The sequence below is a fragment of the Rhizobium sp. A37_96 genome, assembly GCF_053521765.1.
The window spans coordinates 1-20813 of the sequence record NZ_JBNWDS010000003.1 but is presented as its reverse complement, the minus strand read 5'-3'; the positions used below and the strand labels follow the sequence as shown (position 1 = coordinate 20813).

Sequence of the window (20813 nt, the reverse complement as noted above, 5' to 3'; positions counted from 1 at the left end):
ACAGGGCCGGGCACACGCGCCATTACTTGGCCTTCGCCAGCGTGTACCAATCCGGCGTCTTGACGGTCCACTTGCCGTCGACGAGCTGCATGATCTTGGTGGCCTTCATCGGCGAGTGAGCCCGGGCGTCACCGAAGACATAGGGGCTGCCGGCCAGCGAATAATGCAGCTCCTTGCCTTCCTTCAGCGCGGACGTCACCGCATCGCGGCTCACTTCGCCATCGATGCCGGAGATCGTGTCGATCATGACCTTGGCGGCGAGGTAGCCGCCCTGCGAAAAGGCGGTCTTCGGCAGACCTGCCTTGTCCATCGTCTTGATCCAGTCGGCGTTCGCGTCGTTGTTTTCCGTATAGGGCTCCCATTCGGTGCCGACATAGATCGGCTGCTTGCTGTCGGCCAGCGCCTTGGCGACGCCTTCGGTATAGCCGGGCGCAAGGAACAGCCAGTTGATGCCGGAAATCTTCTGGGCATCGGCGGTCTTCACCCATTGCACGACGCCCGGCTCGACCTGATTGGTGAGCACGGCATCGCAACCGGCGTCACGCGCCTTGATGACATAAGGCGTCAGATCACCCTGCGGCGGCAGGGTCATGTCGACCAGGCCGACATTGTTGCCGCTCATCTTCTGCCATGCCGCGACCGCGTTGCCATAGGCTTCCTGCGTGCCGCCGAGGATCAGGAAGAAAGCGCAGACCTTCTTTGCCCCGAGGTTCTTCGTCGCATAATCGAGCATGACCGTGGTCAGCGTAAAGGGGCCGACGTTCACGGGCGAGATGCTCGGTGCGTTGAAGCAGAGGGGATCGACGCCGACACCCTGAACCGAGAGCACGTCGTTGCGGTTGTACGTTCCCGCATTGACGGCGCAGTCGAGCAGGCTCGCGCCGCCCGCGAGCGCCACGACGCCTTTGTTGTCGATGAGGTCGCGTGCGGCCTGGGCTGCCACCTGCGGATCACCCTTGTCGTCGGCGAGCGAGTATTCGATCTTGCAGCCGTTGATGCCGCCCGCGTCGTTCAACTGCTCGAAGACAGCCTTGGTGGCCTTCGGCGCGTCGGAAAAGTCGACCACGCCCGTAACGGTCGAGACGGCCCCGATCTTGATCGGCCCGTCCTTGCAGGTCGGGCCGGCCGCAAAGGCGGACGATCCCGTAAATGCCAGGCCGGCGGCCGCCAGCCCCAGAGCAATGAATGCGGATCTCAATTTCATTTCTGTTCCCTTTCCCTTTTATGTGCGGCGCTTCCTCTTCGCCGCGCCCTCTAGCGCTGGTAGACGGCTTGACCTGCGAAATAGGTGGTCAATACTTTCGTGTCGGCGATGCGATCCGCCGGCACCTCGAAGACGTTCTGATCGAGCACGATGACGTCCGCGGACTTGCCTACGGCAAGCGAACCCGTTTCAGCGTCGATCCGCATCGCCTTTGCCGAATTGAGCGTGTAGATCTCGATCGCCGAGGCCAGATCGATCGCCTGCTCGGCCCAGAGCGAGACGCCCGGAAAGGCGCCGGATGGATTCTGGCGCGTCACCATCCCCTCGATGCCGTTCCAGGGATCCGGGATCGGAATGACCGGCCAGTCGGACCCGCCGGCCAGCAGCGCCCCGGTGGCCTTCAGGCTCGCGATCGGCCAGAAGCGCGTGGCACGCTCTTCGCCCATCGCCTCCTTGTGGCCCTCGAGGAAGGTCGTCGGATACCAGATCATCGGGCAGAGATCGGCGACGACGCCGAGCGGGCCGAAACGGCTGACATCCTCATCCCGGATGTAGCTCGCATGGGCGATATGATGCTTGATATCGGTCGGACCGTTGAAATGTCTGACCGCCTCGACCGCATCGAGCATCTCGGTCACGGAATAGTCGCCGGTGCAGTGAATCTTCAATCCCATGCCGAGCTTTTCGGATTTGTCGATGTGGCGAACCAGATCGGGATAGCTGACCAGCACCTCGCCGCGATGACCTTCAGGATGCGCGGCATCCGCAACATAGGGATCATGGAAGGCGGCCGTGCGCGCGCCGGGAACGCCATCCAGAAAGATCTTGGTGAAATTCGGCTTTACATGCGCACTGCGGAAGTCGTCCCGCAGGGCAAGCAGGGCATCGCCGGAAAGACCGAACATGAAGCTCGGCTCGATCAGCGGCAGCGAGGTCACAGCCCAGGCGGTCAGCGTGCCCTTGATATCGAGATGCTTGAGCGCCTTCAGGATCGGCAGCACCGAGGCGGCGTCCTGGAAAGCCGTCACGCCGTAGGAATTGACGATCTCGATGGCGCGCGCAACCGCGGCCTCGCCCATCTCTTCCGTGAATGCCTCGGCGGCCGTCCGCTCGACGATGCCGGCGGCGGATTCGATCAGCAGACCTGTCAGCCTGCCGCTGGCGGGATCGCGCCCGAAGGAACCCTGCGGCGGATCGGGCTGGTTGTCGGAGATGCCGGCAAGCCGCATCGCCTCGCTGTTGACCCAGCGGTTATGCATGGTCTCGTCGCGCAGAAGAACAGGATGTCCAAGGCTGGCTTCGTCGAGCTTCGTGAGCGAGGCCCCGCTATTGAGCGCCGTGATCATGTCGGCGCCCCATTGATTGGCGACGATCCACTGCCCTTGCGGCAGGATCTCGGCCTGCGCGCGGACATGGGCACAGATCGCATCGACCGATGCGCCGGCGGGAAGCTGGGTTTCGAACAGGTCGGCCTGCCCGCCCATCATGATATGGTTGTGGATATCGACGAAGCCCGGCATCGCCATCTTGCCGGCAAGGTCGACCACTTTCGTATCCGCGCCCTTCAGCGCTTCGATTTCGACCCTGTTTCCGACGGCCATGATGCGGCCGTCCTTGATGGCAAGAGCCTCCACCCAGGGGTGGGCCGGCTCGACAGTATAGATTCGTCCATTGGTCAGAATGAGGTCGGCGGAGCCGAGCATGGTGGTCATTGATCTGTTCCCGCTTCGGTTCATTATTCGAACCACTTATTCAAATATTAGGGTGATGCAGACCGACACGTTTGTCAATATAGTTCACACGTTAATTATATCGGCGACGATGGCAATCGACTGTGGAAATCCGATCGAATATGCCGGACGACGGTCGAGACTTCGAAGCCGGAGCGCGCGCAACTGACAAAAGAGCCACCATCGGCACCGCCGGCCATCGGGCGGCAGCCCATGAAATCCGCCGTTTGAGGAAGCCTCCTCATTGTCATATGTCTGGCGTCGGTGACGAAGGGCCGTATAAATGCCGGTGAGCCGGTCGACGGGCTTGTTCGCAAAGCCCCGTAAATCAGGCCGGCAGCTCGCCGAGGAGTTTCCATGTCCACCAGCCCCGTGATTTGCGAAATTCGCTATTTCATCGACCAAAATGCAATGGACGAATTCAAAGCCTATGCCCGGACGTGGATGACGCTGATCGAGCGTTACGGCGGGACGCACTACGGATACTTCATTTCTCGCGAGGGTCCGGCCGGGTCCGCCGTAAGCTTCCCTGGCATGGGCAGGGATGGCGCCAGCGACATCGCCATAGCGCGGTTCACTTTTCCGGATGACGCAGCCTATTTCCGATATCGTGAAGAGGCAGCCAGAGACGCGGACGGTGTCGAGGCGAATTCACGATATGGCAATAACCCGCCATTTCGGAGCTACGAGCGTGTCTTTCTCGAGCGGCTTCTGTGAACGGCACGCCATGTCTCTTATCGGGTAAGACATCCACCTCTCACGAGGTTTGGCCAGACAACGACATCGAGGTTCCGCAAGCGAATCCTGCAAGGCTCATGCCTGATATGACCGGCTGAAAATTCTGTTCCGCATCTCTTGGATACTTTGCTCATTGCATCGTTGCCGGGAACAAGGCAGCATATTCTTCCTTGGTGCAATTGCAGACCAATAGATCTCTGTATTTTCCGAATTGCTGCTTGTTGCCGAGGGATGCGGGGCAAAAGGACTGACACCGCAATGGTGACGCGTGCGCAGCAAGTTGGCGTCGTTATCGGCCTGGCCATCGTTACAGCACTGACGATCCTGCGGGCAAGCGATCCTCAGTTGCTGAGGCTCGCCCGCGATCTGACATTCGACCAGTATCAGCGCCTGGTGCCCCGGACCTTCGAGAACCAGCCGGTCCGGGTGATCGACATAGACGAGGCGTCGCTACGCGAGTTCGGTCAATGGCCTTGGCCGAGAAACCGGATTGCCGCCCTTGTGGACAGGCTTTCCGATATGGGCGCTTCCGCCATCGCTTTCGATATTCTCTTTGCCGAGCCCGATCGCCTGTCTCCCAGCAATGTCGTTCGCGATGTCACCGGCATCGACCCCTCGCTGCTGGGCAAGCTGCCGGATAATGATGAGATTTTTTCGCAATCGCTGTCGGGAAGACCGGTGGTCCTGGGCTTCGGCCTGTCCAACGAAGGAAGCTATCTGCCGCCGGTCAAGGCGGGCTTTGCCTATACGGGCGAAAGTCCCTTCGATGCACCGCCGGCAATCAAAGCCGCAACGCCGCTGCAGCCGAAACTGGAGGCCAATGCCGCCGGTCTCGGCCATATCAGCCTCAACCCGGGCGCATCGTCGGCGGTGGTGCGCTCGGTGCCGCTTTTTCTCAGCAGCGGCAAGCAGCTTTACCCCAGTCTTGCGCTCGAGGCGCTCCGCGTCGCACAAGGGGCCTCCACCTACATACTCGACGCGGCGCCGGACACGCCGAATACGCTCACCCGGGTCAAGATCGGGAATTTCGTGGTGCCGGTAACGGCGGCTGGAGAGCTCTGGCTCTATATCAGCCCCGATACGCCGGAACGGTATATTTCGGCAAGCAAGGTGCTTGCGGCAGGAGGCGTCTCCGCCGATATCAGAGCCGCCATCGAGGGCAGCATCGTGTTCGTCGGAACCTCTGCGTCCGGCCTCCAGGATGTCCGCACGACAGCCCTTGGTGAAAACGTGCCGGGTGTTTCCATCCATGCGCAGATCCTCGAGCAGATCCTTTCAGGCCGCTTCCTTTCCCGGCCGGATTGGGCAGACGGGCTGGAAATCCTGTCCATCGCCGTACTGGGCAGCCTGCTGGTGATCCTTACCACCTTCGTCAATCCGGCCGTTGCGCTTGGCTGCGGCCTGCTGATTACCTTTTTTGCTCTTGTGGCCTCCTGGCTCGCCTTCCTTTACGGCGGCCTCCTATTCGACCCGCTGGCGCCCATTGTCGCCGGATCGATCACGCATTTCGCGGCGACGGCATTCCGCTTTCTGGTGACCGATCGGGAGCGACGCGACGTACGGCGGGCTTTCGGCCACTATCTCTCGCCATCGCTGCTCTACCGCATCGAGCATACGCGCAATGCCCTTCGCCTTGGAGGAGATGAGCGCGAGCTGACCGTCATGTTCGTCGACGTGCGAAACTTCACCCAGATCAGCGAAGAGTTGACACCCAGCGCCGTCGTCGCGTTTCTCAACACGCTGCTCGATGCGCTGAGCCACCATGTCATTGCCAACGATGGCACGCTCGACAAGTTCATCGGGGATTCGATCATGGCCTTCTGGAACGCTCCCGTGGATGTCTCCGACCATGCCGGCAAGGCCGTGCGGGCGGCCCTGGGCATGCGGGAAACGCTCAGCCGCCTCAACAGCGACGATGCATTCGGTTTCGGAGACGCGCGGCGGGTCGGAATAGGAATCGGCATACATACGGGACTTGCATGCGTCGGCAACATGGGCGCCGAGACACGCTTCAACTACACGGCGGTCGGCGATGCCGTGAACATTGCCGCACGCATCGAATCCGCCTGCAAGGACATCAGCTTCGATATTCTCGTGTCGGAACCGACAGCAAGCCTGCTGCCCGATTGCGCCCTGCTCGAGGCCGGAGCGCTGACGCTGAAGGGCAAGAGCATGCGAACCAAGCTCTTTGCGGTGGTCGGCGATGCGCGCCTGGCAAAGGCCGCTGATTTTACCGAGCTTCAGGCCATGCACAGGCGGCTTGTCGCTGCCCTGCAAATACGGTCGCCGAGCAGCCGCAAACTTCTCGGTGCCACAAAACTCAAGGCGGAGGTCGCAACGACTGGGCTGCTGCGGGAGTTTTACAGCCAGATTTCGCGCCGAGCCGGACACTTCGTCGATGAACCTGCCGAAAAAGCGGCCGACCTCTAGCTGATCCCGCAACCGCCGCCCTCGTCTCCTGTCTCCTACCGGCGATGATGCCCCTGGTCGTGATTGTCATGATCGCCGTCATCGCCATCGCTGTTCCGGTTGCTCCAGTCATGGTGGCCCCAGCCGTGGTCGCCTCTACCATGATGATGGTCATGATGATCGTGGCGATCGTGATGGTCATGATGGTGGTGATGCTCGCCTTCGCCGCCGCCGTGCTTGGGTGGCTTGCCGGGCGTGCTCGGCGGATTTGGGACATTCGGCGTGCTGGGAGTTTCGGACGTGTCCGGTGCAGTGGTGCTCGGCGATTGCTGTGTGCTGGGTACGTTCGGCGTGTTGGGCTGGGTCGGAGCGGGATTATTGGCCGGAACGCTGCGCGGCGATGTGCCGCTCGGCTGATCTTTCATCGCCGTCGACAGACCGCATCCGCCACCGCCGGCAAAGCCCATTCGTCCTGAAAGTTGTTGATCTCCGGATAGAAACGGCAGGGCTCGCTGGTTGCCGAGCGTCTTGAGAATGTCGCGGTTGACCCGGCGAGGATCGCTTATCTGACCGTTGCGGTTGGCAACGACGCAGTCGCATTGCTGCTTCAGCTGCCTGCAGCCACCCGCGCCGCAGAACTGAGCGGCTCCGTTCAAGAGAACGACAGCCGTCGTGCCGTTCGCTCCGACATAGAAATCAAACACCGTCCCGCGCACGCCGATCGTTCCGGCGGGCGTTACGATTTGATAGGCCGAGGAGTTTGAATTTCCGCTTATCCAGCGAAAGGTCCCCTTCGCGGCATTTATGGTAAGCTTTTTCACCGAGCCCGAGTCATCGAAGACGAATTTGTCGATGACCACGGACGAGCCGGCTCCGACAGCCAATTTCGTACCATCTCGAAATGTGAACTGTCCGAGGCCGGAAAGGGACGTGCGAATTTTCTCGTCCCGGTGGACCGGATCATCGACGGCCAGCGGACCGCCGGCGCCCGTCACTTCGGTCTTGATCAGCACCGCCTGGCCGACCGCCTCGGCGGCTTCTGAAGACAACGGCGCGAGCAGCGTCGCGCTCAGCACAGCGATCGCGGCGTCACGCAGAGACAACATCCCACCCTCCAAGATTATTTCCATTTTACCATGGGATAATCCCGGATGTCCCATCATCCTTTCTGAGTATAGGCGGTGAAGGCAGAGCTATTGCCGCATTGGGTCCGGCGATAACCGGACACAATCCATGGTGTGTGTTCTCGACAAAACTTCACGAAGACCGTTCGGCAAGACCTATGCGACATTCCGGCTTGATCGAATTCTTCGATATGACCGCCTGCCACTCTAACCCCACCCATCAAGATTGACCGGATGTTATCGAAGCGCAGTATTGAACCGATCTTCGAAGGAACTCGTCGCCTGACACGGCTTTATCGCAGAAGTGGCGTGACACGCTTGAGCATCTATTGCTCTAACTATATGTTTTAAAATATTTTTATGGAATATATCAAGGCGCGTCCATCACGCGTCGCTGGCAGAACGAACATGTGCGAGACGCGGTGTCGGCCGGCGTCAGACCGGCCGATGTCGGGATAGGACAGCTTCAGAGCTGGATCCATGCCGTCTTCAGGTCGACATACTTATCGAGCGCGTGCAGCGACTTGTCGTGGCCGTTGCCGGATTGCTTGACGCCACCGAGCGGCACGCTGTTATCGGCGCCGCCATAGGTGTTGACATGCACCACGCCGGCGCGGATCCCACGCACCATCCGGTGGGCGCGCGACAGGTTGGACGTCCACACGGCCGAGGCCAGGCCGTATTCCGTGGCATTGGCGATCTGCAAGGCCTCCGCCTCCGTCTCGAAAGGTATGATCGACAGGATCGGCCCGAACACTTCTTCGCGTGCCAGGGTCATGGACGGCGTCACCTCAAACACCGCAGGCCGCATGTAGTAGCCGCCGGTCTCCTCGAGAATGCGCGAACCGCCGGTGCGCAGCGACGCGCCCTCCGACACCGCCTGCGAGATAAAGCCGAGATCCTTCTTCAGCTGGATCTCGCTGGAAATGGCACCTGCTTCCGTCGTCAGCTGCAGCGGGTCTCCGACCTTCATGCTCTCGGCGATGCGAGCGACCTTCTCGGAGAAGGCGGCGTGGATCGACTTTTCGACGAGCAGCCGCGAACCAGCGACACAGACCTGCCCGGAATTGCGGAAGATACCATAGGCCGACACCTTGGCCGCCTGATCGAGATCGGGCGCATCGGCAAAGACGATGTTCGGAGACTTGCCGCCAAGCTCCAGATAGACACGCTTCAGGTTCGAGCGCGCCGAATATTCCAGAAGCCGGCGTCCGACGGGGCCGGAGCCGGTGAAGGCGAGGACGTCGACTTCCATATGCAGTCCGAGCGCCTCGCCGCAGACCGCGCCGCGCCCGGTGACGACGTTGAATACGCCTTCAGGCAAGCCGGCTTCCGTGCAAATTTCGGCAAGCCGCAGCAGCGTCAGCGACGCGCCTTCGGCGGGTTTCAGCACCACGGAATTGCCGGCGGCAAGCGCCGGGGCAATCTTCCAGGCGCCGATCATCATCGGGAAATTCCATGGCACGATGGCGGCCACGACGCCGATAGGCTCGCGATGGACGAGACCCAGAATATTCTGCGCCGTCGGCGCGATCTCTCCATAGACCTTGTCGATCGCCTCGGCATAATAGCGGAAGGTGCCTGCGGCACTGCCGGGCTCGGCCTTCAACGCCATCGAGATTTCCGTGCCGTTGTCCCTTACGCCGAGCACGGCCAGTTCGAGTGCGTTCTTCTCGATCAGTTCGGCAATCTTCAACAGAACTTTCTTGCGCTCCGCCGGAGCGGCTTTCGACCAGCTGCCCTTTTCGAAAGCATGACGTGCCGCCTTGACGGCAAGATCGACATCTTCGGTGCCGGCATCGGCAATCGTGGTCAGCCTCGTTCCGTCGATCGGCGAAATGACATCCATGGCAGCGCCGCTGACCGGCTGGCGCCAGGCGCCGCCGATGAACAATGCCTGCGGGGCAACGGATAATGTCCGGAGCTGGTCGATCTTGTCCTGCATCTCATTCTCTCACAAAGAGGGTGGCTCTTACGAAGAGGGTGGCGGGTCCTCCCCGCCACCCCGATTGGAACTGGCTCAGGCTTCCTGGCCGGCACCGAGGCGGGCATAGCTTGCCGCATCCGACGACTTCAGGCGAGCCGCAGCGATAAATCCGACGATCGCCGCGATCAGCACGAGCCCCGGCAACACTACGGCAAGCGCGCCATTGGCACCGGCAATCGCGCCGAAGTTCGCCGAGATATAGTAGACGAGCGCGAGAAGGATCAGACCCGTCACGATCGGCAACACCTTGATCGCCAGCACGTTGCGCTCGAGCCCCGGATTGCGGCTGAAGAACGCCACGATCGAGAAGGCGGTGAACGCCATCAGCAGGATGATTGCCAGCGTGGCGACATTGGTGAGCCAGGAGAAGAGCGCCAGCACCGGATCCTGACCCGTCACCGCAAACAGCGTAACAACGAGCACGGCGATGACGGTCTGAATGATCGAACCGACATGCGGGCTCTGGAAGATCGGATGCGTGACGCCGACCGACTTCGGCAGCAAGCCCTCGCGACCGGCGACATACATGTAACGCGCCACGCCATTGTGGAAGGCGAGTATGCCGGCAAACAGGCTGGTGATGAAAAGAACGCTCATCACGACGGTGATCCAGTGGCCGACATAGCGCTCGGCAAGGCCGAAGAGGAAGGTCGTCGGATCGGCAAGGCCCTGCAGGGTCGGAACGAGCTTGTCGACGCCCGCGCCGGCCACCATCAGCCAGGAGGTCAGCATATAAAAGAGGCCGATGATGAGAACGGAAATGTAGGTCGCGCGCGGCACGGTCTTTTCCGGCTCGCGAGCCTCTTCGCTGTAGATGGTCGTTGCCTCGAAGCCGATGAAGGCAGCAAAGCAGAAGAGGAGACCGATGGCCGGCGTTCCGCTCCAGAAGGCCGTAGGCGTGAAGGGCGCGGCAGAAAGACCTGCATCGCCGCCCTTGACGAAAATAGCAGCGTCGATGACGAGCACGACGACATATTCAAGAATGACGAGCACCGTCAGCACCTTCGCCGATAGATCGACCCGACGGTAGCCGAAAACGGCGACGAAGGCGACGCCGATATAGCTCCAGACCCACCAGGGGAGATCGATGCCGAGCTGATCGGCAAAGAACCCCTTGGTTGCCGCGCCAAAGAGCCCGAGAACGCCGACCTGCATGGCATTATAGGCAAGGATCGCGATCAGGGCAGCGGCGCCGCCCATGAGGCCGCCAAGGCCTTGAGCCGTGTAAGCATAGAAGGCGCCGGCATTGCGGATATGGCGGGCCATGGCGACATAGCCGACCGCAAACAGCAGCAGAATGCCCGTCACCAACAGGAAGGTGAGCGGTATGCCCGGTCCATTGCCGAGCATCATGGACAGCGGCACGCCGCCGGCAACCGCCGTCAGCGGCGCTGCGGCCGAAACGACCAGAAAGGTCACGGCACCCACGCCGAGACTGTTCTTGCGCAGCTGGTTTTCAGCCGCGCCTTGCGAATTTTGTGTGTTCATCTGCGTTGGTTCCCCTTGTTTAAGAACATCCGATCATCGCTGCGACGGTGCGCAGGCGACCTCCACCAAAACCGGACTGACGAGCGGGGTTTATGCTTTTGTTGATTTTGCCGTCGTCAGCGCTTATGGTTCATTATTTGAACCACAGCTTCAAATATAGACTTGCAAACATTCCTGACCTCTGTCAAGTTATTTCGCATGTTAAGTATCTTGGGTCGCTGCTATCGTGCTGCGGCGCAGGGTCAGCGACCTGATTTGACGAAAGGCCCCGGCTGGACGCACAAAATCGGAAGCTGACTAACCCAAGAGGAGGAACGATGAGCACGATCGGAAAGGCGCTTGCATTGCTGGACACCCTGTCACGGCTGGACAAGGAGGCGGGTCTGACCGACATCGCCCGCCTGTGCGCGCTGGACAAGGCGACGGCACGCCGCTTTCTGGTGGAGCTGGAAAAGTACGGCTTCGTCGAGCAGGATCTGGAGACGCGCCGATATCGCATCGGCTCTGCGCCGGTTCGCCTCGCACGCATCCGCGAAGCGCGCTTTCCGCTGCTGCGGATTGCCATCCCCTTTATCAGGACGCTCGCCGAATCATCGACGGAGACCGTGCATCTCTCGGAATTCTCGGGCGGACGGCTTTCGACCGTTCATGTGGAGGATTCGCCGCGCGCCCACCGCATCATCGTCGATGTCGGCAGCCTTCTGCCCCTTCACGCCACGGCATCCGGCCTTGCATTCCTCGCCTTCTGCCCACAGGCGGAGATCGAGGAAGCGCTCGGAAAGCCGCTCGAGCAATTTACCGACCACACAGTCGTCGATCCGCAGCTGCTGCGCGCGATGCTCGATGAGACGGCGGCACGCGGCTTTTCCATCAGCCATCAGGGCCTCGAGGCCGGCGTCATCAGCACGGCCGCGCCGGTGCGCACGCCCAATGGCCATCCGATTGGCTGCGTGGCGATTGCCGCACCTCTCTCCCGCACCTCGAAGACGGCCATCCACGAACTGGGCGCGCAGGCCGTCGCCGCGGCCAATGCGATCTCAGAAAAATATTATGGGTCGGAAAGACCCATGGGAACCATTCCAAAAATCAGGAGGACAGATTGATGAGCCCTGGGGCTTCCCTGCCGAGGATACTCGTCATCGGAACCGGTGACACCAAATGCGACGAACTGCAATTCATGGCATCCGTCATAGAGGAGGCCGGCGGCCAGCCGGTCATGATGGATGTCAGCATTCTCGGCGATCCACCCTACACTCCCGATTATTCCAAGCATGACATAGCCAAGGCCGCCGCGACCACCATCGGGGAAATCACCGAAAGCGGCGATGAAAACAGCGCCATGGCAGCCATGGCGAAGGGCGCATCGGCTCTGACCCGGCGTCTCTATGAGGACGGGCAGGTCGACGGCGTGATCGTGCTCGGCGGCTCGATGGGCACGGATCTGGCGCTCGATGTCGCTGCCGTCCTGCCGCTCGGCGTCCCGAAATTCGTGGTTTCCACCATCGCCTACTCTCATCTCATTCCACCCGAACGTATCGCCCCGGACCTGATGATGATCCTGTGGGCCGGCGGTCTCTATGGTCTGAACAGCATCTGCCGTTCCGTCCTGTCGCAGGCTTGCGGCGCGGTCGTAGGAGCGGCAAAGCATGGCAGCAGGCCCGATCACAAGCGCCCGCTCGTCGGCATGACCTCGCTCGGCTCGTCCTGCCTGAAATACATGAAATATCTGCGGCCCGAGCTTGAAAAGCGCGGTTATGACGTCGCCGTGTTCCACTCCACCGGCATGGGCGGCCGAGCCTACGAAGCGATCGCCTCCCAGGGCGGCTTTGCTGCCGTCTTCGACTTCTGCATCCAGGAAGTCAGCAATCATCACTACGGCTCCGTGGTCACCTCCGGACCGGACAGACTCGAGAATGCCGCCCGCGCCGGCATTCCGCAGATCGTCGCGCCCGGCGCAGTCGACATGGTCGATCTTCAGGCTTGGCAGGCACTCCCGGAGATTTTCGCCGACCGTCCGTATCACGCCCATAACCGGCTGATCGGATCGGTAACGACATCGCCGGAGGGGCGCCGCGAAGTCGCCCGCTTGATCGGACAGAAGCTCGCACGTTCCGACGCGAGGATCGCCTTCCTGCTGCCGACCGAAGGGTTGCAGGAATGGGACAAGCCGGATGAGCCGCTGCATGACCCGGAAGGCCTCGACGCTTTTCTCGATGAGATGCGGCACGCCATTCCATCCTCCGTCGCGCTGCAGGAAGTCGATGCCCATATCAACGCGCCGGCCTTCTCCGCCGCCGCACTCGCCATCTTCGACACCTGGGTCGCAGAGGGCGTCATTCCGGAGGGACGACCATGACAAAGGAACGCGCTCTTATCCTCGACTTCGGCGGCGTCGTCACCCGCACCCTGTTCGAAACGCACGACATCACCGAACGCACGCTCGGACTTCCGAAGGGGTCGCTGACCTGGCTTGGACCGTTCGATACGACGACGGACCCGCTCTGGGTCGCAATGCAGAACCGCGAGATCACCGAACGGGACTATTGGCTGACGCGCACCGGCGAGGTCGGCAAAATGGTCGGCGAAAACTGGACCGACATGCAGACCTTCGTGCGCCGGGCGCGCGGCGCCGAGCCGGAACTGGTTCTGCGTCCCGAAGCCCGCGACGCCATCCTGCGCGCCAAGGAGGCCGGTCTCAAGCTCGCCATCCTGTCGAACGAACTCGACCTGTTCTACGGCGTCGAGTTCCGCGAGCGTTTTCCGCTGATCGACCTTTTCGACGTCATCGTCGATGCCACCTACACGAAGATCCTCAAGCCCGATCCGCGCGCCTACGAACTCGTTCTTTCCGAGCTCGACCTGCCGCGCGAGGCCTGCGTCTTCGTGGACGACCAGAAGAAGAACATCGAAGGCGCCGAAGCCGTCAATCTGCCCTATGTGCATTTCGACGTGACCCGACCTGCCGAAAGCTATGCCCGCGCACTTGCCCTGCTGGGGCTCTGAACCAAGAGGAATCGACATGCGTGAAACCAATTTCATCATCGAAAACAATGCCCGCCACCTGTGGCACCCGATGGCTCACCCGGCCGAAATGCAGGCGCATCCGCCGCGCATCGTCAATTCCGGCGAAGGCGTCGAGATCGTCGATATTCAAGGCAAGAAGGTGCTGGACGCCGTCGGCGGCCTGTGGAACGTCAATCTCGGCTACTCCTGTGAACCGGTAAAGAAGGCGATCCGCGACCAGCTCGACGAGCTTCCCTATTATTCGACCTTCCGCGGCACGACGAACTCGCCGCTGATCGAACTGTCCTACGAGCTTGCCGAATGGTTCAAGCCGGATGGATTGAGCCGTTCCTTCTTCACCTCGGGCGGTTCGGATTCGGTCGAGACCTGCCTGCGGCTGGCGCGCCAGTACCACAAGGTCAACGGCCAGCCGGAGCGCACCAAGTTCGTCGCACTGAAGAAGGGCTATCACGGCACGCATTTCGGTGGCGCCTCCGTCAACGGCAACCAGAACTTCCGCCGCAACTACGAGCCGCTGCTTCCGGGCGTCATCCACCTGCCCGCCCCGTTCACCTACCGCAACCCGTTCAACACCACGGACGGCGCGGAGATTGCCGCTGCCATCGGCAGGCTCTTCGAGGATGAAATCGCCTTCCAGGGCGCCGACACCATCGCCGCGTTGATCGTCGAACCGGTGCTGGGTGCCGGTGGAGTCATCGTCCCGCACGAGACCTTCCTGCCGCTGATGCGCGAGATCTGCGATCGTCACGGCATCCTGCTGATCGCCGACGAGGTCATCACCGCCTTCGGCCGCACCGGTGCCTGGACCGGATCGCGCCTCTGGGGTGTCAAGCCGGACATGATGTCGACGGCGAAGGCCATCACCAACGGCTATTTCCCGTTCGGCGCCGTGATGATCTCCGACAAGGTCGCCGAGGCCTTCGAGAGCAACAAAAACTCGGTCGGCAACATCGGCCACGGTTACACCTATTCCGGCCATCCGGTAGGCGCCGCCGCAGCGCTTGCGACATTGAAGGAAACCAAGAGGCTCGACGTGGCCGCCAATGCCGCTGCCCGCGGCGAAGAGCTGCTGGCCGGATTGAAGGCGTTGCAGAACAAGCATGAATTGATCGGCGACGTGCGCGGCAAGGGCCTGATGTGCGCCATCGAACTCGTCAGCGACCGGGCGAAGAAGAGCGGAGCTGCCAAGGACGTCGTCCAGAAAGTCCATGACGCGACGTATGAGGCCGGTGTCATGGTCCGCACGTCCGGCGCCAACGTCATCATGTCGCCGCCGCTGATCGTGACGGCCGGGGATGTCCAGACGATCCTGACCGCGCTCGACGCAGGTCTCGCCGCCGCGAGGGCCTGATGATGTCCGACAATGCAACCCTTATCGCGCGACGCGAGCGGCTTCTCGGACGGAACATGTCGCTCTTCTACGACGACCCGGTGCATCTGGTGCGCGGCGAAGGCGTCTGGCTCTGGGACGCCGATGGCCGCAAGTATCTGGACTGCTACAACAATGTGCCGCATGTCGGCCATTGCCATTCCCGCGTGGTCGAGGCGATCACGCGGCAGGCCTCGACGCTCAACACGCATACGCGCTACCTGCATGAAGGCATTCTCGACTACGTCGAGCGGCTAACGGCGACCTTCGACAAGAGCCTCAATGCCGCGATCCTGACCTGCACGGGCAGCGAGGCGAACGACGTGGCCTTGCGGATGGCGCAGGCGGTAACCGGCAAGACGGGCGTCATCGCCACCAACCACACCTACCACGGCAATACGGCCGCGGTGTCGCAATTGTCGACCCGCATGCCCCCGGTCGGAGGTTTTGGCGGCCATGTCCGGCATGTGCCGGCGCCGGATAGCTACCGTCCGCTCGGCGGTGAAGGCGGAGACGCCTTCGCCACGGCTTTCGCAGCCGAAGTCGAGAAGGCGATCGCCTCGCTTCAGGACAGCCCGCACGGCTTTTCGGCCATCATCATCGATCCGTTCTTCGCCAATGAGGGCTTCCCGGATCTGCCGCAGGGCTTTCTGGACAAGACGGTCGCAGCCGTCCGCAAGGCGGGTGGCCTCGTGATTACCGACGAGGTGCAGCCTGGTTTCGGCCGCACCGGCTCGCATATGTGGGGCCATCAGCACGCCGGCATCGTCCCCGACATCGTGACGCTCGGCAAGCCGATGGCCAACGGCCATCCGGTCGGCGGCGTCATTGCCAATGTCGATACGATAAACGCCTTCCGCAAGGCGTTCCGCTACTTCAACACCTTCGGCGGCAATCCGGTCTCCTGCGCGGCGGCCATGGCTGTGCTCGACGTGATCGAAGACGAAAACCTTCTCGAGAACGCCCGCAGCGTCGGCGAGTACACGCGCGACGCGTTCGATCGGCTTGCCGAAAAGCATTCGATCATCGGCGACGTGCGCGGCTGCGGCCTCTTCATGGGCACCGAATTCGTGCTGGACAGGCAGACGAAGGAGCCGGCCGCCGCACAGGCGACCAGGATCGTCAATGAAATGCGCGAACGCGGCGTGCTGATGGGCAAGATCGGCATTCACCAATGCGCCACGAAGATCCGCCCGCCCATGCCGTTCACCAGGGAGAATGCCGACTTCATGTTGTCGATTTTCGACGACGTCCTGTCCGGCCTGTGAGGCAAGCATGGCTGATCAGTTGCCGCAGACCATCCGCGACGCTCTGCAGAAGCGTGCGCTGGAGGCACTCGACCATTGGCCGGTAAAGGCCGACGAACCTGTCCTGATGAAATATCGGGAGAATGCCGTCTTTCGCATTACGCTCGAGGACGGACAGTTCGCGGCGCTCAGGCTGCATCGGCCGGGCTACCACGACGAGACGAGCCTGCGCTCGGAACTGTATTTCATGGCCGCCCTCAAGCTCGGCGGCCTCGACGTGCCGAGCCCGGTGCCGACGAGCGACCGGCAGAGCCTCGTCCGCCTTCCCGCCAATAGGCATTTCGCCGAACAACATGCCGACGTGGTGAGCTGGATCGACGGCGTTCCGCTCGGGCAGAGCGGGACACCGCTCTCGCAATCGGCTGACATGCAGGCAAAGGTCTTCTTCCGCATCGGTCACAGCATGGCCACCATGCATGAGCTTGCCGACGCCTGGAGACCGCCGGAGCGGTTTCGCCGCCCGGCATGGAACACCGAAGGTCTGGTGGGAGAGAAGCCGCTTTGGGGACGGTTCTGGGATTGCCAAGGCCTTTCGTCCGATAGCGCCGCCGCGCTCTCGGCATTGCGCGGCGAGCTGCGCCGCGCCCTTGCGAACGCGGACAGCCGAAACCTCGACTATGGGCTGATCCATGCCGATCTCGTGCGGGAAAACATCTTCCTGACGGGAAAGGACAGCAATGTCGCCTTCATCGATTTCGACGATGCGGGGCATGGGTTCCGCCTGTTCGATCTCGCGACGACCTTGCTCAAGAACCGCAGGGAACCCGCCTATCCGGCAATCGAGGAGGCGCTGATATCTGGCTACCGCAGCCGCCGTGCGCTCTCCGACGCTGCCTTGGCAAGCCTGCCGCTCTTCATGGTGCTGAGAAGCCTCACCTATATCGGATGGCTCGCCGAGCGCCCGGAAATTCCGGACGCCGCGGAACGCCTGTCGCGCTACGTCGACGAAAGTCTGGAGATGGCAAGAAAGCTCGATACGGCTGCTTGACATCTTTCGTATAATTGTTAACGTGTTAAGTAAATAAGGGATCGGGAGGACTCAATGCCACATCTCGCCATCGAATATTCGGCCAATCTGGAAGGCCGCGCCGATATCGGCGCGCTCTGCGAGCGGCTGTTGAAGACGGTTTTGGAGACCGGCCTTTTCGAGGTCGGCGCCGTGCGTGTTCGCGCCTTTCGCGCCGATCATTATGCCATCGCCGACAGGCTGCCCGAGAATGCGTTCGTCGATCTGAACTTCCGCATCGGGAAAGGCCGAACAGACGATGAGAAAAAGCGCACCGGCGAAGCGATTTTCGCCGCGGCCATCGACGTTCTGAGCCCGCTCTTCGAGACGCCGCATTTCGCCCTGTCGCTGGAAATCCGCGAGATCGACGCGGAGCTGAGCTGGAAGAAGAACGCCATCCATCCGCGGCTGCGCGGCAAGTGACACCTCCCCTTGGCGGGACGACATAACACCAAAGGAATAGACGATGTCCAAATTGCAGGAAAACATCGCGAAGGCGGAAAGCTTTCTGGCTCGGTTCAAGGATCGCGGTGTTCTCAACCGCATCAATGGCGAGGATGTGCCGGCTGACGATGGTTCGACCTTCGAGACCATCTCGCCCGTCGATCTGAAGCCGCTCGCCACCGTTGCCCGCGGCAAGGCCGCCGATATCGATCGCGCTGCGAAGGCCGCAAAGGCCGCCTTCGCCGAATGGGCGGCCATGCCCGGCGACGCGCGCAAGAAGCTCCTGCATAAAATCGCCGACGCGATCGTTGCGCGGGCCGAAGAGATCGCCTTCGTCGAATGCATGGATACCGGACAATCGCTGAAGTTCATGGCCAAGGCCGCCCTGCGCGGAGCCGAGAATTTTCGCTTCTTCGCCGACCGCGCGCCGGAGGCCCGTGACGGCAAGGCGATCCGCGCCGACGGCCAGATGAACCTAACGACGCGCGTGCCGATCGGCCCCGTCGGCATCATCACGCCCTGGAACACGCCCTTCATGCTGTCGACCTGGAAGATCGCCCCGGCTCTCGCCGCAGGATGCACGATCGTCCACAAGCCGGCCGAATTCTCGCCGCTGACCGCGCGCCTGCTGGTCGAAATCGCCGAAGAGGCCGGCCTGCCCAAGGGCGTGTGGAATCTCGTCAACGGCTTCGGCGAAGATGCCGGCCGCGCGCTGACCGAACACCCATTGATCAAGGCGATCGGCTTCGTCGGCGAAAGCCGCACCGGCTCGATGATCATGAAGCAGGGCGCCGACACGCTGAAGCGCGTCCATTTCGAACTCGGCGGCAAGAACCCGGTCGTCGTCTTCGCCGATGCCGACCTGGAGCGTGCGGCCGATGCCGCCGTCTTCATGATCTATTCGCTGAACGGCGAGCGCTGCACCTCGTCCTCGCGCCTGCTGGTCGAGGAAAGCGTCTACGACAAGTTCACCGCAATCGTCGCCGAAAAGGCCAAGCGCATCAAGGTCGGCCATCCCCTCGATCCGGAAACGGTCGTCGGCCCGCTCGTTCATCCCGTGCATGAAAAGAAGGTGCTGGAATATATCGAGATCGGCAGGTCCGAGGGTGCAACGCTTGCAGCCGGCGGCGAGAAGGTCAACGGCCCTGGCGGCGGCTGCTATGTCTCCCCCACCCTGTTCACCGGCGCCAACAACAAGATGCGCATTGCCCAGGAAGAAATCTTCGGGCCGGTGCTGACCGCCATCCCGTTCAAGGACGAAGCCGATGCGCTCGCCCTTGCCAACGACGTCCAGTACGGCCTGACCGGCTATCTCTGGACATCGGACGTGACCCGCGCCTTCCGTTTCACCGATCATCTCGAAGCCGGCATGATCTGGGTGAACTCGGAAAACGTACGCCATCTGCCGACCCCCTTCGGTGGGGTCAAGAACTCCGGCATCGGCCGCGACGGCGGCGATTGGTCCTTCGATTTCTACATGGAAACCAAGAACATCGCCTTCGCCACCAAGCCGCACGCCATCCAGAAGCTCGGCGGCTGAGCCGCCAGTATAGATAAAGACGCATAAAGAGGAGGAACCCATGCCCCTGCCGAAACCCAATCTCTATCCGCCCTTCAACATCGTGCGCCTCAGCCATGTCGAATTCGGCGTCACCGATCTCGCCAAATCGCGCGCCTTCTATGTCGACACGCTCGGCCTGCAGGTGACGGACGAGACCGCCGATACCATCTACCTTCGGGCACTCGAGGAACGCGGCCACCATTGCATCGTGCTGAAGAAGTCCGACAAGGCGGAAGCCCGCGACCTCGGCTTCAAGGTGTTCGGCGACGAAGACCTCGACAAGGCGGCGCATTTCTTCAAGGGCAAGGGCCTGCCGGTCGAATGGGTCGAGCGCCCGTACCAGGCGCGGACGTTCCGCACCCGCGATCCGCACGGCATACCGCTTGAATTCTATTCGAAGATGGACCGGCTGCCGCCGATCCATCAGAAATACGCCCTCTACAAGGGCGTGAAGCCGCTGCGCATCGACCACTTCAACTGCTTCTCGACCAATGTCGACGAGAGTGTCGCCTTCTACAACGAGCTCGGCTTCCGCGTCACCGAATACACCGAGGACGCAGAAACCGGACGTCTCTGGGCTGCCTGGACGCATCGCAAGGGCGGCGTCCACGATATCGCCTTCACCAACGGCCGCGGGCCGCGCCTGCACCACACCGCATTCTGGGTGCCGACGCCGCTGAACATCATCGACCTGCTCGACCTGATGGCGACCACCGGCTGGGTTTCCAACATCGAGCGCGGACCGGGGCGCCACGGCATCTCCAACGCCTTCTTCCTCTATATCCTCGATCCGGACGGCCACCGCATCGAAATCTACTGCTCGGACTATCAGACGGTCGATCCCGATCTGGAGCCGATCAAATGGGATCTCAAGGACCCGCAGCGCCAGACACTTTGGGGCGCACCCGCTCCCAAATCCTGGTTCGAACATGGTAGCGTGTTTTCCGGTGCGGAAGTGGCGGAGCCTGACCTGAAGGCACAGCCGATTATCGCGCCTTAAGCGTTACCCTTGAGAGCGGGCGAGAAACGCCCGCTCCTCATCAACGTTCGCGAGGCGAGGAGGCATTCATGCATTTGAAAGACGCAACATTGTTCCGGCAGGCAGCCTTGGTCGGCGGGGAGTGGATCGAGGCCGATCCCTCCGATGCGATCAAGGTCGACAATCCGGCAACCGGCGAGATTATCGGGCTTGTTCCCAATCTGGGTGCCACCGAGACGAAAAAGGCGATTGCCGCGGCCGAGATCGCGCAAAAAGAATGGGCCGCCCGCACCGCCAAGGAGCGCTCCGGCATCCTCCGGCGCTGGTTCGAGCTGATGATGGAGAACCAGGACGATCTCGGGCGCATCCTGACCGCCGAACAGGGCAAGCCGCTTGCCGAGGCCAAGGGCGAGATCGCCTATGGTGCGAGCTTCGTCGAATGG

General features: G+C 61.8%; 17 protein-coding genes. 12 read left to right on the top strand and 5 right to left on the bottom strand.

Annotation, left to right across the window (positions count from 1 at the left end; all coding sequences use genetic code 11):
* Window positions 1-22: 22 nt before the first annotated feature.
* Window positions 23-1204, bottom strand: coding sequence for an ABC transporter substrate-binding protein (locus tag ACQZ6J_RS11855; protein WP_163985522.1), 1182 nt, complete (start codon window positions 1202-1204; stop codon window positions 23-25).
* A gap of 50 nt (window positions 1205-1254) precedes the next feature.
* Window positions 1255-2916, bottom strand: a complete 1662-nt coding sequence (locus ACQZ6J_RS11850) for an amidohydrolase (protein ID WP_449084186.1) — start codon at window positions 2914-2916, stop codon at window positions 1255-1257.
* Window positions 2917-3291: 375 nt separating this feature from the next.
* Between ACQZ6J_RS11850 and ACQZ6J_RS11845 the strand changes: the two genes are divergently transcribed.
* Together ACQZ6J_RS11845 and ACQZ6J_RS11840 are read left to right on the top strand one after the other, a co-directional pair.
* On the top strand, window positions 3292-3651 hold the full coding sequence (locus ACQZ6J_RS11845) for an NIPSNAP family protein (protein WP_449084185.1): 360 nt from the start codon (window positions 3292-3294) through the stop codon (window positions 3649-3651).
* Between the two features lie 279 nt (window positions 3652-3930).
* Entirely contained in the window at window positions 3931-6102 is a 2172-nt protein-coding gene (locus ACQZ6J_RS11840) for a CHASE2 domain-containing protein (protein ID WP_449084184.1), read from the top strand.
* A gap of 35 nt (window positions 6103-6137) precedes the next feature.
* Here the strand turns inward: ACQZ6J_RS11840 and ACQZ6J_RS11835 are convergent, their stop codons facing one another.
* The 3 genes from ACQZ6J_RS11835 to ACQZ6J_RS11825 form a co-directional block, all read right to left on the bottom strand.
* The gene (locus tag ACQZ6J_RS11835) at window positions 6138-7187 is read right to left on the bottom strand and encodes a FecR domain-containing protein (protein ID WP_449084456.1); all 1050 of its coding nucleotides are present in this window, start codon (window positions 7185-7187) and stop codon (window positions 6138-6140) included.
* Window positions 7188-7671: 484 nt separating this feature from the next.
* On the bottom strand, window positions 7672-9150 hold the full coding sequence (locus ACQZ6J_RS11830; protein ID WP_449084183.1) for an aldehyde dehydrogenase: 1479 nt from the start codon (window positions 9148-9150) through the stop codon (window positions 7672-7674).
* Between the two features lie 75 nt (window positions 9151-9225).
* The gene (locus ACQZ6J_RS11825) at window positions 9226-10680 is read right to left on the bottom strand and encodes an APC family permease (RefSeq protein WP_163985525.1); all 1455 of its coding nucleotides are present in this window, start codon (window positions 10678-10680) and stop codon (window positions 9226-9228) included.
* Window positions 10681-10997: 317 nt separating this feature from the next.
* On the opposite strand from ACQZ6J_RS11825, the gene ACQZ6J_RS11820 reads away from it, so the two are divergent.
* The 10 genes from ACQZ6J_RS11820 to ACQZ6J_RS11775 form a co-directional block, all read left to right on the top strand.
* The gene (locus ACQZ6J_RS11820; RefSeq protein WP_449084182.1) at window positions 10998-11783 is read left to right on the top strand and encodes an IclR family transcriptional regulator; all 786 of its coding nucleotides are present in this window, start codon (window positions 10998-11000) and stop codon (window positions 11781-11783) included.
* Entirely contained in the window at window positions 11783-13036 is a 1254-nt protein-coding gene (locus ACQZ6J_RS11815; RefSeq protein WP_449084181.1) for a Tm-1-like ATP-binding domain-containing protein, read from the top strand. The genes ACQZ6J_RS11820 and ACQZ6J_RS11815 overlap by 1 nt, the downstream gene beginning before the upstream one ends.
* A complete protein-coding gene (locus ACQZ6J_RS11810) occupies window positions 13033-13683 on the top strand; it encodes an HAD-IA family hydrolase (RefSeq protein ID WP_163985528.1) in 651 nt (216 codons plus the stop codon). The genes ACQZ6J_RS11815 and ACQZ6J_RS11810 overlap by 4 nt, the downstream gene beginning before the upstream one ends.
* A gap of 16 nt (window positions 13684-13699) precedes the next feature.
* Window positions 13700-15055 (top strand): aminotransferase class III-fold pyridoxal phosphate-dependent enzyme, encoded by a 1356-nt coding sequence (locus tag ACQZ6J_RS11805; RefSeq protein ID WP_449084180.1) that lies wholly within the window; start codon window positions 13700-13702, stop codon window positions 15053-15055.
* A gap of 2 nt (window positions 15056-15057) precedes the next feature.
* Entirely contained in the window at window positions 15058-16341 is a 1284-nt protein-coding gene (locus ACQZ6J_RS11800; protein WP_449084455.1) for an aspartate aminotransferase family protein, read from the top strand.
* Window positions 16342-16348: 7 nt separating this feature from the next.
* Window positions 16349-17368, top strand: coding sequence for a homoserine kinase (locus ACQZ6J_RS11795; protein ID WP_449084179.1), 1020 nt, complete (start codon window positions 16349-16351; stop codon window positions 17366-17368).
* A 54-nt stretch (window positions 17369-17422) separates the two neighbouring features.
* The gene (locus ACQZ6J_RS11790) at window positions 17423-17809 is read left to right on the top strand and encodes a 5-carboxymethyl-2-hydroxymuconate Delta-isomerase (protein WP_163985531.1); all 387 of its coding nucleotides are present in this window, start codon (window positions 17423-17425) and stop codon (window positions 17807-17809) included.
* A 43-nt stretch (window positions 17810-17852) separates the two neighbouring features.
* Window positions 17853-19370 carry a 5-carboxymethyl-2-hydroxymuconate semialdehyde dehydrogenase gene (gene hpaE, locus ACQZ6J_RS11785; RefSeq protein ID WP_449084178.1) on the top strand — a complete coding sequence of 506 codons (1518 nt, stop codon included), beginning with the start codon at window positions 17853-17855 and terminating at the stop codon, window positions 19368-19370.
* Window positions 19371-19410: 40 nt separating this feature from the next.
* Window positions 19411-20391: a 3,4-dihydroxyphenylacetate 2,3-dioxygenase gene (hpaD, locus tag ACQZ6J_RS11780; protein WP_449084177.1), complete on the top strand. Its 981-nt coding sequence runs from the start codon at window positions 19411-19413 to the stop codon at window positions 20389-20391.
* 68 nt (window positions 20392-20459) lie between these two features.
* The coding region (locus ACQZ6J_RS11775) for an aldehyde dehydrogenase family protein (RefSeq protein WP_449084176.1) at window positions 20460-20813 on the top strand (354 nt) is incomplete at its 3' end.

Excerpts from the sequence above, each read along its gene's own strand:
- ACQZ6J_RS11855 (WP_163985522.1), bottom strand. The coding sequence starts at position 1,204 with ATGAAATTGAGATCCGCATTCATTGCTCTGGGGCTGGCGGCCGCCGGC.
- ACQZ6J_RS11850 (WP_449084186.1), bottom strand. The coding sequence starts at position 2,916 with ATGACCACCATGCTCGGCTCCGCCGACCTCATTCTGACCAATGGACGA.
- ACQZ6J_RS11845 (WP_449084185.1), top strand. The coding sequence starts at position 3,292 with ATGTCCACCAGCCCCGTGATTTGCGAAATTCGCTATTTCATCGACCAA.
- ACQZ6J_RS11840 (WP_449084184.1), top strand. The coding sequence starts at position 3,931 with ATGGTGACGCGTGCGCAGCAAGTTGGCGTCGTTATCGGCCTGGCCATC.
- ACQZ6J_RS11835 (WP_449084456.1), bottom strand. The coding sequence starts at position 7,187 with ATGTTGTCTCTGCGTGACGCCGCGATCGCTGTGCTGAGCGCGACGCTG.
- ACQZ6J_RS11830 (WP_449084183.1), bottom strand. The coding sequence starts at position 9,150 with ATGCAGGACAAGATCGACCAGCTCCGGACATTATCCGTTGCCCCGCAG.
- ACQZ6J_RS11825 (WP_163985525.1), bottom strand. The coding sequence starts at position 10,680 with ATGAACACACAAAATTCGCAAGGCGCGGCTGAAAACCAGCTGCGCAAG.
- ACQZ6J_RS11820 (WP_449084182.1), top strand. The coding sequence starts at position 10,998 with ATGAGCACGATCGGAAAGGCGCTTGCATTGCTGGACACCCTGTCACGG.
- ACQZ6J_RS11815 (WP_449084181.1), top strand. The coding sequence starts at position 11,783 with ATGAGCCCTGGGGCTTCCCTGCCGAGGATACTCGTCATCGGAACCGGT.
- ACQZ6J_RS11810 (WP_163985528.1), top strand. The coding sequence starts at position 13,033 with ATGACAAAGGAACGCGCTCTTATCCTCGACTTCGGCGGCGTCGTCACC.
- ACQZ6J_RS11805 (WP_449084180.1), top strand. The coding sequence starts at position 13,700 with ATGCGTGAAACCAATTTCATCATCGAAAACAATGCCCGCCACCTGTGG.
- ACQZ6J_RS11800 (WP_449084455.1), top strand. The coding sequence starts at position 15,058 with ATGTCCGACAATGCAACCCTTATCGCGCGACGCGAGCGGCTTCTCGGA.
- ACQZ6J_RS11795 (WP_449084179.1), top strand. The coding sequence starts at position 16,349 with ATGGCTGATCAGTTGCCGCAGACCATCCGCGACGCTCTGCAGAAGCGT.
- ACQZ6J_RS11790 (WP_163985531.1), top strand. The coding sequence starts at position 17,423 with ATGCCACATCTCGCCATCGAATATTCGGCCAATCTGGAAGGCCGCGCC.
- hpaE (WP_449084178.1), top strand. The coding sequence starts at position 17,853 with ATGTCCAAATTGCAGGAAAACATCGCGAAGGCGGAAAGCTTTCTGGCT.
- hpaD (WP_449084177.1), top strand. The coding sequence starts at position 19,411 with ATGCCCCTGCCGAAACCCAATCTCTATCCGCCCTTCAACATCGTGCGC.